This is a genomic window from Streptomyces sp. NPDC002133 (assembly GCF_040296405.1).
Lineage (GTDB): Bacteria > Actinomycetota > Actinomycetes > Streptomycetales > Streptomycetaceae > Streptomyces.
The window spans coordinates 20,962-33,345 of the sequence record NZ_JBEOXF010000034.1 but is presented as its reverse complement, the minus strand read 5'-3'; the positions used below and the strand labels follow the sequence as shown (position 1 = coordinate 33,345).

The 12,384-nt window shown below is 70.9% G+C and carries 14 protein-coding genes and 2 pseudogenes; 11 read left to right on the top strand and 5 right to left on the bottom strand.

Features of this window, described 5'->3' with window-relative positions; translation table 11 throughout:
- Window positions 1-9 precede the first annotated feature (9 nt).
- Window positions 10-507 carry a winged helix-turn-helix transcriptional regulator gene (locus tag ABT078_RS26985; RefSeq protein ID WP_351232048.1) on the top strand — a complete coding sequence of 166 codons (498 nt, stop codon included), beginning with the start codon at window positions 10-12 and terminating at the stop codon, window positions 505-507.
- A 91-nt stretch (window positions 508-598) separates the two neighbouring features.
- Window positions 599-1,015 carry a hypothetical protein gene (locus ABT078_RS26980; RefSeq protein ID WP_351232046.1) on the top strand — a complete coding sequence of 139 codons (417 nt, stop codon included), beginning with the start codon at window positions 599-601 and terminating at the stop codon, window positions 1,013-1,015.
- Window positions 1,016-1,085: 70 nt separating this feature from the next.
- Here ABT078_RS26980 and ABT078_RS26975 read toward each other — a convergent pair whose 3' ends face one another.
- Window positions 1,086-1,412: an antibiotic biosynthesis monooxygenase family protein gene (locus ABT078_RS26975; RefSeq protein ID WP_351232044.1), complete on the bottom strand. Its 327-nt coding sequence runs from the start codon at window positions 1,410-1,412 to the stop codon at window positions 1,086-1,088.
- Window positions 1,413-1,423: 11 nt separating this feature from the next.
- Between ABT078_RS26975 and ABT078_RS26970 the strand changes: the two are divergent.
- Window positions 1,424-2,533: pseudogene (locus ABT078_RS26970) on the top strand (serpin family protein); the annotation flags it as partial.
- Window positions 2,534-2,678: 145 nt separating this feature from the next.
- Here the strand turns inward: ABT078_RS26970 and ABT078_RS26965 are convergent.
- Window positions 2,679-3,347, bottom strand: coding sequence for an O-methyltransferase (locus ABT078_RS26965; RefSeq protein ID WP_351232042.1), 669 nt, complete (start codon window positions 3,345-3,347; stop codon window positions 2,679-2,681).
- Window positions 3,348-4,151: 804 nt separating this feature from the next.
- Between ABT078_RS26965 and ABT078_RS26960 the strand changes: the two genes are divergently transcribed.
- Window positions 4,152-4,868 carry an SDR family oxidoreductase gene (locus ABT078_RS26960; RefSeq protein WP_351232040.1) on the top strand — a complete coding sequence of 239 codons (717 nt, stop codon included), beginning with the start codon at window positions 4,152-4,154 and terminating at the stop codon, window positions 4,866-4,868.
- 35 nt (window positions 4,869-4,903) lie between these two features.
- On the opposite strand, the gene ABT078_RS26955 is transcribed toward ABT078_RS26960, so the two are convergent.
- Window positions 4,904-5,263: an ATP-binding protein gene (locus ABT078_RS26955; RefSeq protein WP_502981345.1), complete on the bottom strand. Its 360-nt coding sequence runs from the start codon at window positions 5,261-5,263 to the stop codon at window positions 4,904-4,906.
- Window positions 5,264-5,392: 129 nt separating this feature from the next.
- Here ABT078_RS26955 and ABT078_RS26950 point away from each other — a divergent pair, with 129 nt between their 5' ends.
- From ABT078_RS26950 to ABT078_RS26940, 3 genes are all read left to right on the top strand, one after another.
- Window positions 5,393-6,244 carry a helix-turn-helix domain-containing protein gene (locus ABT078_RS26950; RefSeq protein WP_351232036.1) on the top strand — a complete coding sequence of 284 codons (852 nt, stop codon included), beginning with the start codon at window positions 5,393-5,395 and terminating at the stop codon, window positions 6,242-6,244.
- Window positions 6,201-6,467, top strand: coding sequence for a DUF397 domain-containing protein (locus ABT078_RS26945; RefSeq protein ID WP_351232034.1), 267 nt, complete (start codon window positions 6,201-6,203; stop codon window positions 6,465-6,467). The genes ABT078_RS26950 and ABT078_RS26945 overlap by 44 nt, the downstream gene beginning before the upstream one ends.
- A gap of 185 nt (window positions 6,468-6,652) precedes the next feature.
- Entirely contained in the window at window positions 6,653-7,873 is a 1,221-nt protein-coding gene (locus ABT078_RS26940) for a M48 family metallopeptidase (protein ID WP_351232032.1), read from the top strand.
- A 42-nt stretch (window positions 7,874-7,915) separates the two neighbouring features.
- Here the strand turns inward: ABT078_RS26940 and ABT078_RS26935 are convergent, their stop codons facing one another.
- Window positions 7,916-8,662 carry an MmyB family transcriptional regulator gene (locus tag ABT078_RS26935; RefSeq protein WP_351232030.1) on the bottom strand — a complete coding sequence of 249 codons (747 nt, stop codon included), beginning with the start codon at window positions 8,660-8,662 and terminating at the stop codon, window positions 7,916-7,918.
- Between ABT078_RS26935 and ABT078_RS26930 the strand changes: the two are divergent.
- From ABT078_RS26930 to ABT078_RS26920, 3 genes and pseudogenes are all read left to right on the top strand, one after another.
- A pseudogene (locus ABT078_RS26930) lies at window positions 8,663-8,842 on the top strand (IMP dehydrogenase); the annotation flags it as partial.
- Window positions 8,843-8,914: 72 nt separating this feature from the next.
- Window positions 8,915-9,193: a type II toxin-antitoxin system VapB family antitoxin gene (locus tag ABT078_RS26925; protein WP_351232028.1), complete on the top strand. Its 279-nt coding sequence runs from the start codon at window positions 8,915-8,917 to the stop codon at window positions 9,191-9,193.
- The gene (locus ABT078_RS26920; protein ID WP_351232026.1) at window positions 9,190-9,600 is read left to right on the top strand and encodes a PIN domain-containing protein; all 411 of its coding nucleotides are present in this window, start codon (window positions 9,190-9,192) and stop codon (window positions 9,598-9,600) included. The genes ABT078_RS26925 and ABT078_RS26920 overlap by 4 nt, the downstream gene beginning before the upstream one ends.
- Window positions 9,601-9,680: 80 nt before the next feature.
- Here the strand turns inward: ABT078_RS26920 and ABT078_RS26915 are convergent, their stop codons facing one another.
- Entirely contained in the window at window positions 9,681-10,928 is a 1,248-nt protein-coding gene (locus ABT078_RS26915; RefSeq protein WP_351232024.1) for a cytochrome P450, read from the bottom strand.
- 246 nt (window positions 10,929-11,174) lie between these two features.
- On the opposite strand from ABT078_RS26915, the gene ABT078_RS26910 reads away from it, so the two are divergent.
- The gene (locus ABT078_RS26910) at window positions 11,175-12,344 is read left to right on the top strand and encodes a steroid 3-ketoacyl-CoA thiolase (RefSeq protein ID WP_351232022.1); all 1,170 of its coding nucleotides are present in this window, start codon (window positions 11,175-11,177) and stop codon (window positions 12,342-12,344) included.
- Window positions 12,345-12,384: the final 40 nt, after the last annotated feature.

Below are 12,384 nucleotides of genomic sequence, written 5' to 3'. Positions count from 1 at the left end.
ATGGTCGCCATGGCAAGCCGGATGAGGCTCGAGGACCGGGAATGTCCACTGTCCACGACAGTGCAGCACGTCGGGGAATGGTGGACGCTGCTGATCCTTCACGACGCCTTCGACGGCTACACCCGCTTCGACCAGTTCCAGGAGAGCCTGGGCATCTCCTCCAGCATGCTCACCGTCCGCCTCAAGACCCTGGTCGCCGACGGACTGCTGGAGCGCCGCCCCTACCAGACCAACCCCGTGCGCCACGAGTACGTCCTGACCGAGCTGGGCCGCTCCCTGCGCCCGGTGATCGTCGCGCTGGCGGCGTGGGGCAACGCCCGCCTGGCTCCCGAGGAGCGCAGCATGATCCTCGTCCACCGGGCGACCGGTGAAGAGGTCGAACCCGTCGTCATCGACGCAAAGACCGGAGACCGCCTCGACGACAGCGACGCCTACGTCTTCACGGCGGGCCCCGCCGCCGGCGACGCCATGCGCGCCCGCTACCTTTCGACGACGACCGGGCCCTGACGCGAGGGGGACCGGAGCCTCGCGCGGGCCGTGGTCCCCCTGGCGCCGCAGGAGGCGTCACTCTGTGCGGTCCGGCATCCGGAGATGGTCCATGAACGGTAGCCGCGTCGCCGTCCTCGTACCCCTGCTTGCCCTGCTGGCCGTCGAGGCGCTGCTGGCGGCGGTCTACTTCTTCGTGCTGATCCCGGTCATCGCCAATGGCTTCGGCCTCGAGGACGAGGATTCGGCGAAGCCTGCCGGCGGATTCATCGCGCTCTCGCTGACAGCGGGCGCGGTGGTGGTGGCGTTGAACATGTGGAGTGGCGGCAGCGCCATCCGGGCGTTCCGTGGTCGTGGATCCGTCGAGCGCGCGCTGGCGACAGCAGGGGTCGTCCAGCTGGTGATCATCGCAGGAGCGCTGGCGACCTCCATGACTCCGTTGGCCGCAGTGGGGGCGCTGGTGCTGGTGACGATGGTGGTCGGATACGTGATGGAGCGGCGCTCGCCGGAAATGCCGGTGACCCGGTAGGTCGAACGCGGTGAGCGGCCGGCAGCGCGCCCCGGCGACGGAACTTCGGCCGGGGCGCGCTGCCGTGAGGTCAGCCCTGCTTGGGCGCGGCCTGCTGGACGACCTCGAAGGACCACAGGGTGGAGTCGCTCGCCGCGGGCTTCGGGCGCTCGCCGCCCGCGCCGGCGCCCTGGTGGGCCGCCTTCATCGGGCCCTCCATCCAGGCGTTGAAGGACGCCTCGTCACGCCAGCGCGTGTAGACGAGGTACTGGTCGGTGCCCTCGACGGGGCGCAGGAGCTCGAACCATTCGAAGCCGTCGGAGGACTCCACGGCGCCCGCGCGGGCGGCGAAGCGCTTCTCCAGGACCTCGCGCTGTTCGGCGGGGACGGTCAGTACATTGATCTTCACGACACTCATGGGGGCAGGATATGGGGCGGGACGTGGCGCTGGTCGGACACGCGCGGGCGGTGCGAGGGCTCGGCGAGCGGTGGATACGGGAACTGGGCGCAGGGGGCGAGGGCGGGAACGGGGGCGACTTCGTCTGTTCGCCGGCCGGGCTGTGGCTGGCGCTCGGGGCCGTGGCGGCCGGGGCGCGCGGGGAGACCGCGGAGGAGCTGCGGGGGCTGCTCGGGGTCGCCGGTGACGAGGCCGCCGCGGCCGTGACGACCGTCGCCCGGGATCTCGCGGTGAGCGATGCGCTGGGCGTGGCCACGCGGGTGTGGAGCCAGGTGCCGGTGTACCGGGCGTACCGGGAGGCGCTGCCGGACATCGGGTTCGGGCACCTCGCCGAGGGCGGCCGGGACAGCCAGGGCGAGATCGACGCCTGGGTGAAGGAGGCGACGGGCGGTCAGATCGAGAAGCTGCCCGTGCAGATCCAGCAGGACGCTCTCCTCGCGCTCGTCAACGCCCTCGCCCTGAAGGCGCGTTGGCAGACACCCTTCGAGGCCCGCACCACCCGCGCCGCGCCCTTCACCGATGCGACGGGCGCCGTGCAGCAGGTGCCGACGATGCATCGGAGGCTGTCGCCCCATGAGGCGTGGACGGTGGGTGCGGCCACGGTCGTCGAGCTGCGCTGCGCCGCCGACGCGGCCCGCGTGCGCTTCGTGCTCGGCGAGCCCGGTGCGGGCGCGGCGGACGTGCTGCCCGCCGCCTGGGCGCCGCGCCCGCGGCGCGCACCCGTCGACGCCGAGGTCGTCAGCCTCGCCCTGCCGCGCCTCACACTCCGTACGACCGTCGACGTCACGCCTCAGCTGCCCGCGCTCGGCATCCACCGGGCCGCGTCCCCAGCCGCCGACTTCTCCGGCCTGTCGCCCGAGCCGCTGGCCGTGTCGCAGGTCGTCCAGGAAGCCGTGATCAAGGTCGCCGAGCTGGGCGTCGAAGCAGCCGCCGTGACCGCGGTACTCATGCGCGCGGGGAGTGCGCCCCGCCCGCAGCGAGTGGTACGCATCGCCTACGACCGGCCCTTCGGGATCGTCGTACTCGACCGGACCGGGGAGGTTCCGCTGTTCGCCGCCTGGCAGGCGACCGCCCCGGCCGGTGAGCCCACCCCGCCCGGAGCGGCCGGCTACGAGGGCCCGTTCCCGCCGCCTCCGCCGCTTCCGCCGTCTCTGCCGCCCGTGCCCCCGCTGCCGACCGTGGAGGACATGCCGCCCACGCTGCCCCGGCCGGTCCCGCCGGGGAGTCTCAGTCCAGCACCCGCGCCAGAAGGAACCCGTCGTACCCCCTCGCCCCCACCGTCTGCACCGCCGTCGCGGTGAGCCTCGGGTGCTGCCCGACCAGCTCGACCATGCGGCGCGTGGCCCGGACGGCCGGGTCGTCGCTCGACGCGTCGGCGACCGCACCCTCGCGGACGACGTTGTCGACGACGATGAGGCTGCCCGGGCGGGACAACTTCACCGCCCACTCGACGTAGTTGGGGTTGTTCACCTTGTCCGCGTCGATGAAGAAGAAGTCGAACGGGCCCGCGCCCTCCGCCTCCAGCTGCTCCAGGGAGTCGAGTGCCGCGCCCACCCGGACCTCGACGGTCTTGTCGAGGCCGGCGCCGGCGAGGTTCGCGCGGGCCACCTCGGCGTGGGCCGGGCTGTACTCGAGGGAGACCAGCCGGCCGTCGGCGGGCAGTGCACGGCCCAGCCAGATGGTGCTGTACGCGCCGAGCGTGCCGATCTCCAGGATGCTCCTGGCACCCTGGGTGAGGGCGAGCAGGTGCAGCAGCTTGCCCTGGTTGGCGGCGACGGCGATCTGCGGCAGCCCGGCCGCGTCGCTCGCGGCGACCGCGGCGTCCAGGGCATCGTCAGCCGGAGCGAGATGCTCGATGAAGTAGGCGTCCACGGAGTTCCATTGATCGTTGGCCATACCGGAAACGTACCGCGATCGCGGCTGCGACGAGCCCTCCTCCGACCGGCATCAGCCATACCGGTACGCCACCTGCCACCGTCACCAGCCCGTCGTCCCACACGATCCGCAGGCCGGGGATCACCGCCCCGCAGCCGCACGTGTACGTCGGCGCGATCAGCTACCCGAGCTGCAGCGCGAACAGCGCGCACACCACCAGCCACACCCTGTGCATCCCTCGCATGCCTCTTCGGACGGCAGCGGTGGAGCGTTCGGTTCCAGGTCCGACCGGGTCTCACCCGGGCCGGCCCGGCCTGGCCCGGCCCGAGGGAACACCCGGCGGGCGCTCCCTCGAGTGGATCGCCGCGTCCAGCCAGGATCCGCCCGCTGAGGCGGTTCCGCCACTTGATCAGTCCCCGGCCGGCAGCCCGAAGTCGACGCGGGCGCGACGCAATCCCTTGTGCGGCCGGTCGGCCTGGTCACCGCCGTGAGTCCGAAGGCCGGGGCGAGCGCCGTTCCCACCATCACGACCACCCCGCGTGCCGCAGAGTTCTCGACGCCCTGGAAACGGGAGCCGGGCGCACCTGACGGCGGCGATGCAGCGCCCGCGACCCCCTCACACCGACTCGGGCGTCGCGGGGCGGGCGGAACGGCCACCGGGCCCCGGACAGCATCCGGCTCGGCATCCAGGTGGCACCCGGACGGCCGAGCCGTGCCGTGTCACGAGCTCGTGGAGAGGGCCGGCCGCGGCGTGTGACACGGCGTGGAGATCCGCGGGAGGCGAAACTGCGCGGGTACGGCGCCGCGTCCTGCTCGGAGGACTTCATGACGAAACCGCTCATCGTGGTCACTGGGGCGAGCCACGGCATCGGCAGGGCCGTGACGGAGGCCTTCGCGGCGGAGGAGCATCCCCTGCTCCTCGTGTCGCGGCATCCCGCAGCACTCGAAGGGCTGCCCCCGGAACAGCTCGTCCGCGCGGCGGTCGACGTCGCGGACTACGCGGCCCTCGAAGCGGCGGTCCGTGCGGCGGAGGACCTGTACGGGCCGACCGAATGCCTCGTCAACTGTGCGGGATTCCTCAGGATCGGCGGCCTGGAGACCCGGGACCCGGCCGACATGTCCTACGAGGTCGATGTGCTGCTCAAAGGCGTGCTCAACGGCATCCGCGCCGTCCTCGGCGGCATGAGGGCCCGCAACAGTGGCACGATCATCAACGTGAGCTCGGTCGGCGACCGCGCGCCGGGCCCCGACGGAGAGGTCTACCACGCCTGCAAGGCCGCGCTGCGTTCGCTGGCGGGCTCCCTGCAGAAGAGCCAGGCCAAGAGCAACATCCGCGTCGTCAACGTCGCCCCCGGCTTCGTCAGGACCAACATCCACGCCGAGATGGGGATCAGCTTCGAGGAGTACGTCGAGCGCCTCGGCCACCCGGACTTCATCAGCGCCGAGGAACTCGCCGACATCGTCCTGTTCTGCTGGAAGCAGCCGCAGCACATCTGCGTGCGCGACATCGTGGTGATGCCGACGAGCTCGGACTTCGGCTGAGCCGACCCCTCGGTGCACGATCACGCAGTGCACGATCACACCTGACACTCGAACCAGATCGTCTTGCCGGACGAGCCGCTCTGCTCCACACCCCACTTGTGGACCACCGCATCCAGCAGCGCCAGCCCTCGGCCTCTCTCGTCGTCGGAAGCCGCCCGGCACAGGGAGGGCAGGGCGGGGGAGCCGTCGCGGACCTCCACACGGAGGCCGGACGGGCTGCGTTCGATGAGGAGGGCGCAGCGCCGGTCGGGCACGTGGTGATGGACGTTGGCAAGGAGCTCGGTGAGCGCCAGCCCGGCGTCGTCGGCCAGATCCGGCATGCCCCATTGGACGAGGTAGTGGCGGAGGATGCGGCGCACATGGCGGGCGGAGTGGTCTCCGACTGTGAAGCGCATGGCGTACTGGGCGGCGGGGGCGATGTCTTCGTTCACGGTACGAGCGTGACGGCGGGCGGCTACTCTCGGCTACGGAACGAATACAACCCGTCCTGGAGTGGACGGAGTTGAGTACGAGGGGATAGCGGCGTGACCCACATCAACGTCCTGGACCCGAGCGCCTCGCCGCTCGACTACTACGGCTACGAGCTCCGTCGCTACCGCGAAGCCGCCGGGCTCACGCAGAAGCAGCTGGGCGCGATCATCAACTACACGGGGTCGTTGGTCGGCCAGATCGAGACGGCCCGGAAGCTGCCGACGGAGGCGTTCAGCGAGCGGACGGACGCGGCGCTCGGGACGGGCGGGTTGCTGACGCGGTTGCTGGGTCTTGTACTGCGGAGCCAACTGCCCGCGTGGTTCCAACAGGTGGCGGAGTTGGAAGCGCGGGCGACGGAGATCTGCACGTTCCAGACGCACATGGTGCATGGCCTGCTGCAGACGCAGGCGTACGCACGGGCCGTGCTCGGCGCCATGGACCGCAGCAAGCTCGACGACCGCACCACCGTTCGGCTTGCCAGGCAGCGCATCCTCAAGAAGGAGCAGCCGCCGGTGTTCTGGGCGATCATCGGGGAGGCGGCGCTGCACCAGGAGGTCGGCGGCCCGGAGGTCATGCGCGGGCAACTGGCTCACCTGTTGTCGTACGAGAACGAGCCGCGGGTGAACATCCAGGTGCTGTCGTATGAGGTCGGTGCCCACGCCGGGCTGACGGGCTCATTTACCCACTACCGCTTCGGGAGCGACCCGGCCATCGTCTACACGGAGGGCTACGGGGCAGGGCATCCAACGGCCAACCCGGACACGGTCAGGGACTGTTCGCTCCGTTACGATCACCTCCAGGCCGCCGCCCTGTCCCTCAAAGACTCGGCCGCGCTGATCCGGCGCACGATGGAGGAACGCTATGGGGAGCAGCAACTCACGTCTGACGGGCACCCGTTGGCGTAAGTCCAGCTACAGCAGCGACCAGGGCGGCGAATGCGTCGAGTGCGCCCCTCTCGGCGGCGCCGCCTGGCGCAAGTCCAGCTACAGCGGCGACCAGGGTGGCGATTGCGTCGAGGTCGCCGAAGCCCTCCACCTCGTCGCCGTCCGCGACTCCAAGGTCCCCGACGGCCCACAGCTCCGCCTCATCCCGGCCGCGTTCAGCGCCTTCGTCGACTCGCTGCGCTGATGCGCTGACGGCCGCTGGTCAGTGTTCCGCCCCGTAGTACGGTGCAGCCTCGGCGCGGGTGCGCCGAGGGGTGGGGAGGGGACATGGCAGCGCAGCGCTCTGCCGCCGGACAGGCGCGGACAGCGGGACGGACAGAAACAGAAACCCGGTCGCGGACGCGGACATGTCCGGAGTGCGGTGCGGAGGTGCCGGTCGAGGCGACGCGGTTCGTTACCTGGTGCGCCGCGTGCGACTGGAACGTGGATCCCGGTGAGCCGGACCCCGAACCGGGCCGGATGGAGGCGCTGCGCCGCCGGCTCGCACAGCGGTACGGGGAGCGGCTCTTCGCCGAGGTCGACCTGCGCCCGCAGCGGGACGCCTCCAGCATCCTCGCCCATGCGCTCGCGGTACTCGTCCACGGTGTGACCGTGGCCCTCGCGGTCGTGGGCGTGTTGCTCGTCGTGCTCGGCTGGGGCGAGGGCGCGGTGCCCGTCGTCGGTGCGCTGCTCTTCGCCGTCGCGATCGCCCTGCGGCCGCGTTTCACCGGGCTGCCCGACGACGCTCCGGTCCTGCGCCGGGCCGATGCCCCACGGCTGTTCGGGCTGATCGACGAGATCGCCGCCCTGGCCGGGACGTCAGGGGTGGACGCCGTCGTCCTCATTGCCGACGCCAATGCGGCCGTCACCACGTACGGCATACGGCACCGCCGGGTGCTGTTCATCGGGCTCGGGTTCTGGGAGATCCTCACCCCGCAGCAGCGGGTCGCGCTCCTGGGCCACGAGCTCGGGCATTTCGCCCACGGGGACACCCGCCACGGTGCCGTCACCGGGCACGCCCTGCGATCGCTCACGCTGTGGCTGTACTTCCTGACTCCCGATTCCGAGTCCTCGCTGATGGAGCGTCTCACCAACTGGCTGTTGGCAGTGCCGAGATGGGCCGTCCACGGCCTCCTCCGTCTCCTCGACCGGCTCACGCTGCGGGCCTCCCAGCGCGCCGAGTACCTGGCGGACGAGACGGCAGCCCGCGCGGCGTCCACCGAGGCGGCGGTCGCGCTGATGGATCACATGCTCGTCGTCGACGCCGTCGGAAGCGCACTCCACCGCGAATCCGTGGTCGCGCAGAGCAGAGGCGGAGGGATGGCCGCCCGGCGCGAGGCGGAGCAGGGGCTGTGGGAACGGCTCGCCGCCCGCATCCACTCCGTCCCGGAGCGGGAGTACGAACGGCTGCGCCGCGTCAGCGTCCTGCGAGGCCGCAGCGTCGACGCGACCCACCCGCCGACGCATCTGCGGCGGCGACGCCTGAGCGAGGGCGAACAGCGGCAGGCGGCGATCCGGTGCGACGAGGAGCGGGCCGCCGCCATCGCCGCCGAGCTGGCCGCCGCGCGTGCCCGCGTGGCCCACACCGTCATTCGCGACGCCGCAGGCTGATCGGGGGCGTGCCCCGCCCCGGCAGCGTCGGGTCGACGACGATCAGCCCGCTGTCCCGGATGCGGACGCCTGCGCGCTGGAGGCCGCCCAGGAGGCGAGGAAGCGCAGGCCGTCGTGGGAAGGCGTGCCGGGTTCGGCCGTCCAGATGACGAGCCGCTGGTCGGGGTCGGTGCTGGCGGTGAGGGTGTCCCAGTCGAGGGTGAGGTCAACGGCGATCGGGTGGCGCAAGGCCTTCGTGCCCACGCTCAGGGTGGCCACATGGTGGGCGGCCCACCACTGGCGGAAGTGCGGATCCTGCACGGACAGCTCTCCGACGAGCGCGGTCAGACGGGGATCGTCGGGGTACTTGGCGGCTTCCCTGCGCAGCTGCGCGACGCAGGTGCGGGCGACGGTTTCCCGGTCCGCGCAGAGGGCGCGCACGGCGGGATCGGTGAAGACGAGCCGCACGTAGTTGCGGTGCTTTTCCGGGATCTGCCCGAAGTCGGTCACCAGCGCGGCGGCCAGTGAATTCCCCGCCAGGACGTCCATACGCCGGCCCATGACAATGGCCGGGGTGGTGGTGAGATCGGCCAGGAGCCGCTGCAATTGCGGCTGCACTTTCTGCCGCGCGCGGCGGCGGGGCCGTGCACTGTCCTTTCCGGCGAGGCCGAACAGGTAGTCGCGCTGGTCGTCGTCGAGACGCAGGGCCTGGGCGAGGGCGGCCGGCACGGCGGCGGAGGCCTGGATGCGGCCCTGCCCCAGACGGGTGTAGTAGTCCGTGGAGATCGCGGCGAGCCCGGCGACCTCCACACCCGCGCTGGCGGCCCCGCCCCGGTGCGCGCCTACATCGACGAGCTCCTGCCCGACGTCCTCGAGGGCAGGGTCGAGCCGGGCCGCGTGTTCGACCGCACGATCGGCCTGGACGAGGTGCCCGACGGCTACCGGGCGATGGACCGGCGCGAGGCCCTGAAGGTCCTGGTCAGGCCCTGACCTGTATCCCGGGAACCGGCTCTGTGGGCGATGTACATTGAATGGGTACATCGCCAACAATCGGGAGAGGTCATGTCCGTCACCCAGATCGACCTCGACGACGACGTGCTGGCCGCCGCCATGCGCCTCATGGGTGCCAGTACCAAGAAGGAGACCGTCAACACCGCGCTGCGCGAGTATGTGCGGCGGGTCGAGCGGCTTCAGGCCGCGGAGGCGCTGGCCGCGCGTGGTGCACGCGGGGAGTTCGACGACGCGGCTGCGGCGCATCAGGCGGCGAAGAAGGCCAGGAAGACGGCTGCCGAGCGCGGATCGGGAGCGACGAACCGAGGGCGCGGGTCGGCTGCCGCGTGATGTCGTACCTGCTCGACTGCTCCGCGCTGTGGCATCTGTTCCGTACGCCGGGGGCACTCGGACTCTGGGAGGGGCACATCGGCGCCGGAGCCTTTCGCGTCTGCGAGCCGACGAGGGCCGAGTTCCTCTACAGCGCCACCGGCCCGGCGCACCGGGATGAGCTCGCAGAGGAGCTCGACACCCTGTGCGAGCCCGCAGCCGTACCCAAGAACGCGTGGCGCTGGGTCGACACGGCCCAGTACAAGCTCACGCAGAAGGGGCAGCATCGTTCAGCGGGCCCGGTCGACCTGCTGCTCTGCGCGACTGCCGTGCACCACGACCTGACCGTCCTGCATGTGGACGACGACTTCGCGGCGATCGCCCGCGTACTCGGCGACGTGCGGGAGCGTGACATCCGGGACGCGTGAGCGCCGAGGCCGGCGGGAGGCGGGGGCGGGGCGTAGGGGGGATGCCCCCGCCTCCCATGGCCGGGTGCGGCGCCCGGCTCTCAGGTGCCCACGGCGACCTGGAGTTCCTTGATGCCGTTGAGCCAGGCCGCGCGCAGCCGGCGCGGTTCGCCCGCGAGGTGCAGGTCGGGCAGGACGTCGGCGATCGCGTTGAAGATCAGGTCGATCTCGTGGATGGCGAGGGACTTGCCGAGGCAGAAGTGCGGACCGCCGCCGCCGAAGCCGAGGTGGGGGTTCGGGTCGCGGGTGATGTCGAAGAGCCCGGGGTTGTCGAAGACCTCGGGGTCGTTGTTGGCGGAGGAGTAGAACATCCCCACCCGGTCGCCCTTCTTGATCTTCTGGCCGCCCAGCTCGGTGTCCTGGGTCGCGGTGCGCTGGAAGGAGGTCACGGGCGTCGCCCAGCGGACGATCTCCTCGGCGGTGGTCGCCGGGCGCTCCCGCTTGTAGAGCTCCCACTGGTCGGGGTGGGTGAGGAAGGCGTGCATGCCGTGGCTGATCGCGTTGCGGGTCGTCTCGTTGCCCGCGACCGCGAGCAGCAGCACGAAGAAGCCGAACTCGTCCGACGACAGGTTGCCTTCGCCCTCCGCCGCGACGAGTTGCGTGACGATGTCCTTCGCCGGGCACTGCTTGCGGTCGGCGGCCATGTTCATGGAGTAGCCGATGAGCTCCATGGCGGCGTCGGCGCCGACCTCCTCGGTGATGGCGTACTCGGGGTCGTCGTACGCGACCATCTTGTTCGACCAGTCGAAGATCCGGGCCCGGTCGTCCTGGGGGACACCGATGAGTTCGGCGATCGCCTGGAGGGGCAGTTCCACGGCGATGTTGGTGACGAAGTCGAAGGTGCCGTCGGCGGCGGCGTTGCGCCTCGCCTCCTCGACGATCCTCCGGGCGCGCTCGCGGAGTGCCGTCTCGAGACTGCGTATCGCCCGCGGGGTGAAGCCGCGTTGGACGATCCCGCGGACCCGGGTGTGCTCGGGCGGGTCCATGTTGAGCATGATCAGCCGCTGGACCTCGATCTGTTCGCGGTTGATGTGCTCGTTGAAGCGGATGACCGCCGTGTTCTCGAAGGACGAGAACAGCTCCGGGTGCGTGGAGACGTACTTGACGTCCGCGTGCCGCGTGACGACCCAGTAACCCTCGTCGTCGAAGCCGGTGATGCCACGGGACTGCGGGCACCACCAGACCGGTGCGGTCTGCCGCAGCTGAGCGAACTCCGGGAGGGGTATGCGGCTCTGGAGGAGGTCGGGGTCGGTGGCGTCGAACCCTTCGGGCAGCGCTGGACAGGGCATGGGGCAACTCCATTGTCTGACGGCCCATCAGAATTGCCCGCAAGGTAGTAACGGGTTCTACAACTGGCAAGGGTCATGGCGGGATCTGTTGCGTGCAAGGTGCGTGCACGACCCTTGCGTACCGGGGGTAAGCCTCATAAGACTGCTCTGAGAACTAGAACGCGTACTAGTTCTTCGCCGTACGCCGCGCGGGGCGCCGGGACGCCCCGTCGATGTACGCCGGCTGTGCGAAGAGAGGACGAGCTCATGGCCGCGGAACCCGTCATCGTCGAAGCCGTACGCACCCCCATCGGCAAGCGCGGCGGCGCGCTCGCCAATCTGCATCCCGCCTATCTGCTGGGCGAGACCTACCGTGAACTCCTCGGCCGCACCGGCATTCACGCCGACTGCGTCGAACAGATCGTCGGCGGCACGGTGACCCATGCCGGCGAGCAGTCCATGAACCCCGCGCGCAACGCCTGGCTCGCGATGGGGCTTCCGTACGAGACCGCCGCGACGACGGTCGACTGCCAGTGCGGTTCGTCGCAGCAGGCGAGCCATATGGCCGCGAACATGATCGCGGCCGGGGTCATCGACGTCGGCATCAGCTGCGGGGTCGAGTCCATGTCGCGCGTGCCGCTGGGCAGCGGGTCCAAACACGGGCCGGGCAAGCCCTGGCCGGACGAGTGGAACGTCGATCTCCCGAACCAGTTCGAGGCGGCCGAGCGCATCGCGCGCCATCGCGGGCTGACCCGGGAACGGGTCGACTCGCTGGGGCTGCTGTCACAGGAGCGGGCCGCCGTCGCCTGGTCCGAGGAGCGCTTCAAACGCGAGACGTTCGCCGTGCAGGTGCCCACGACGGAGGAGGAGCAGCACGCCGGGCAGGGCATGTGGCGGCTCGTCGACCGGGACGAGGGGCTGCGGGACACCTCGATGGAGGCGCTGGCCAGGCTGAAGCCGGTCATGCCCACCGCGGTCCACACGGCGGGCAACTCGTCGCAGATCTCGGACGGCGCGGCGGCGATCATGTGGGCGTCCAAGCGGATGGCGCGGGCGCTGAAGCTGAAGCCGCGCGCCCGGATCGTCGCGCAGGCGCTCGTCGGGGCGGACCCGCACTACCACCTGGACGGGCCGATCGATGCGACCCGGGCGGTGCTGGGCAAGGCGGGAATGTCGCTCAGGGACATCGATCTCGTCGAGATCAACGAGGCGTTCGCCTCGGTGGTGCTGAGCTGGGCGCAGGTCTTCGAGCAGGACCTGGAGAAGGTCAACGTCAACGGCGGGGCCATCGCGCTCGGCCATCCGGTCGGGGCGACCGGGGCGCGGCTCATCACGACGGCTCTGCACGAGCTGGAGCGCAGGGACAAGGAGTTCGCGCTGGTGACGATGTGCGCGGGCGGTGCGCTGGCGACAGGGACGATCATTCAGCGGCTCTGAGACGGCCGGGTACATACGCACAAGACGCACAAGGCTCCGA

Bases quoted from the DNA above. Each gene is read 5' to 3' on its own strand.
- ABT078_RS26985 (WP_351232048.1), top strand. From the start codon at position 10: ATGGCAAGCCGGATGAGGCTCGAGGACCGGGAATGTCCACTGTCCACG.
- ABT078_RS26925 (WP_351232028.1), top strand. From the start codon at position 8,915: ATGTCCGTCACCCAGATCGACCTCGACGACGACGTGCTGGCCGCCGCC.
- ABT078_RS26910 (WP_351232022.1), top strand. From the start codon at position 11,175: ATGGCCGCGGAACCCGTCATCGTCGAAGCCGTACGCACCCCCATCGGC.
- ABT078_RS26915 (WP_351232024.1), bottom strand. From the start codon at position 10,928: ATGCCCTGTCCAGCGCTGCCCGAAGGGTTCGACGCCACCGACCCCGAC.
- ABT078_RS26975 (WP_351232044.1), bottom strand. From the start codon at position 1,412: ATGAGTGTCGTGAAGATCAATGTACTGACCGTCCCCGCCGAACAGCGC.
- ABT078_RS26945 (WP_351232034.1), top strand. From the start codon at position 6,201: ATGGGGAGCAGCAACTCACGTCTGACGGGCACCCGTTGGCGTAAGTCC.
- ABT078_RS26965 (WP_351232042.1), bottom strand. From the start codon at position 3,347: ATGGCCAACGATCAATGGAACTCCGTGGACGCCTACTTCATCGAGCAT.
- ABT078_RS26960 (WP_351232040.1), top strand. From the start codon at position 4,152: ATGACGAAACCGCTCATCGTGGTCACTGGGGCGAGCCACGGCATCGGC.
- ABT078_RS26980 (WP_351232046.1), top strand. From the start codon at position 599: ATGAACGGTAGCCGCGTCGCCGTCCTCGTACCCCTGCTTGCCCTGCTG.
- ABT078_RS26955 (WP_502981345.1), bottom strand. From the start codon at position 5,263: ATGCGCTTCACAGTCGGAGACCACTCCGCCCGCCATGTGCGCCGCATC.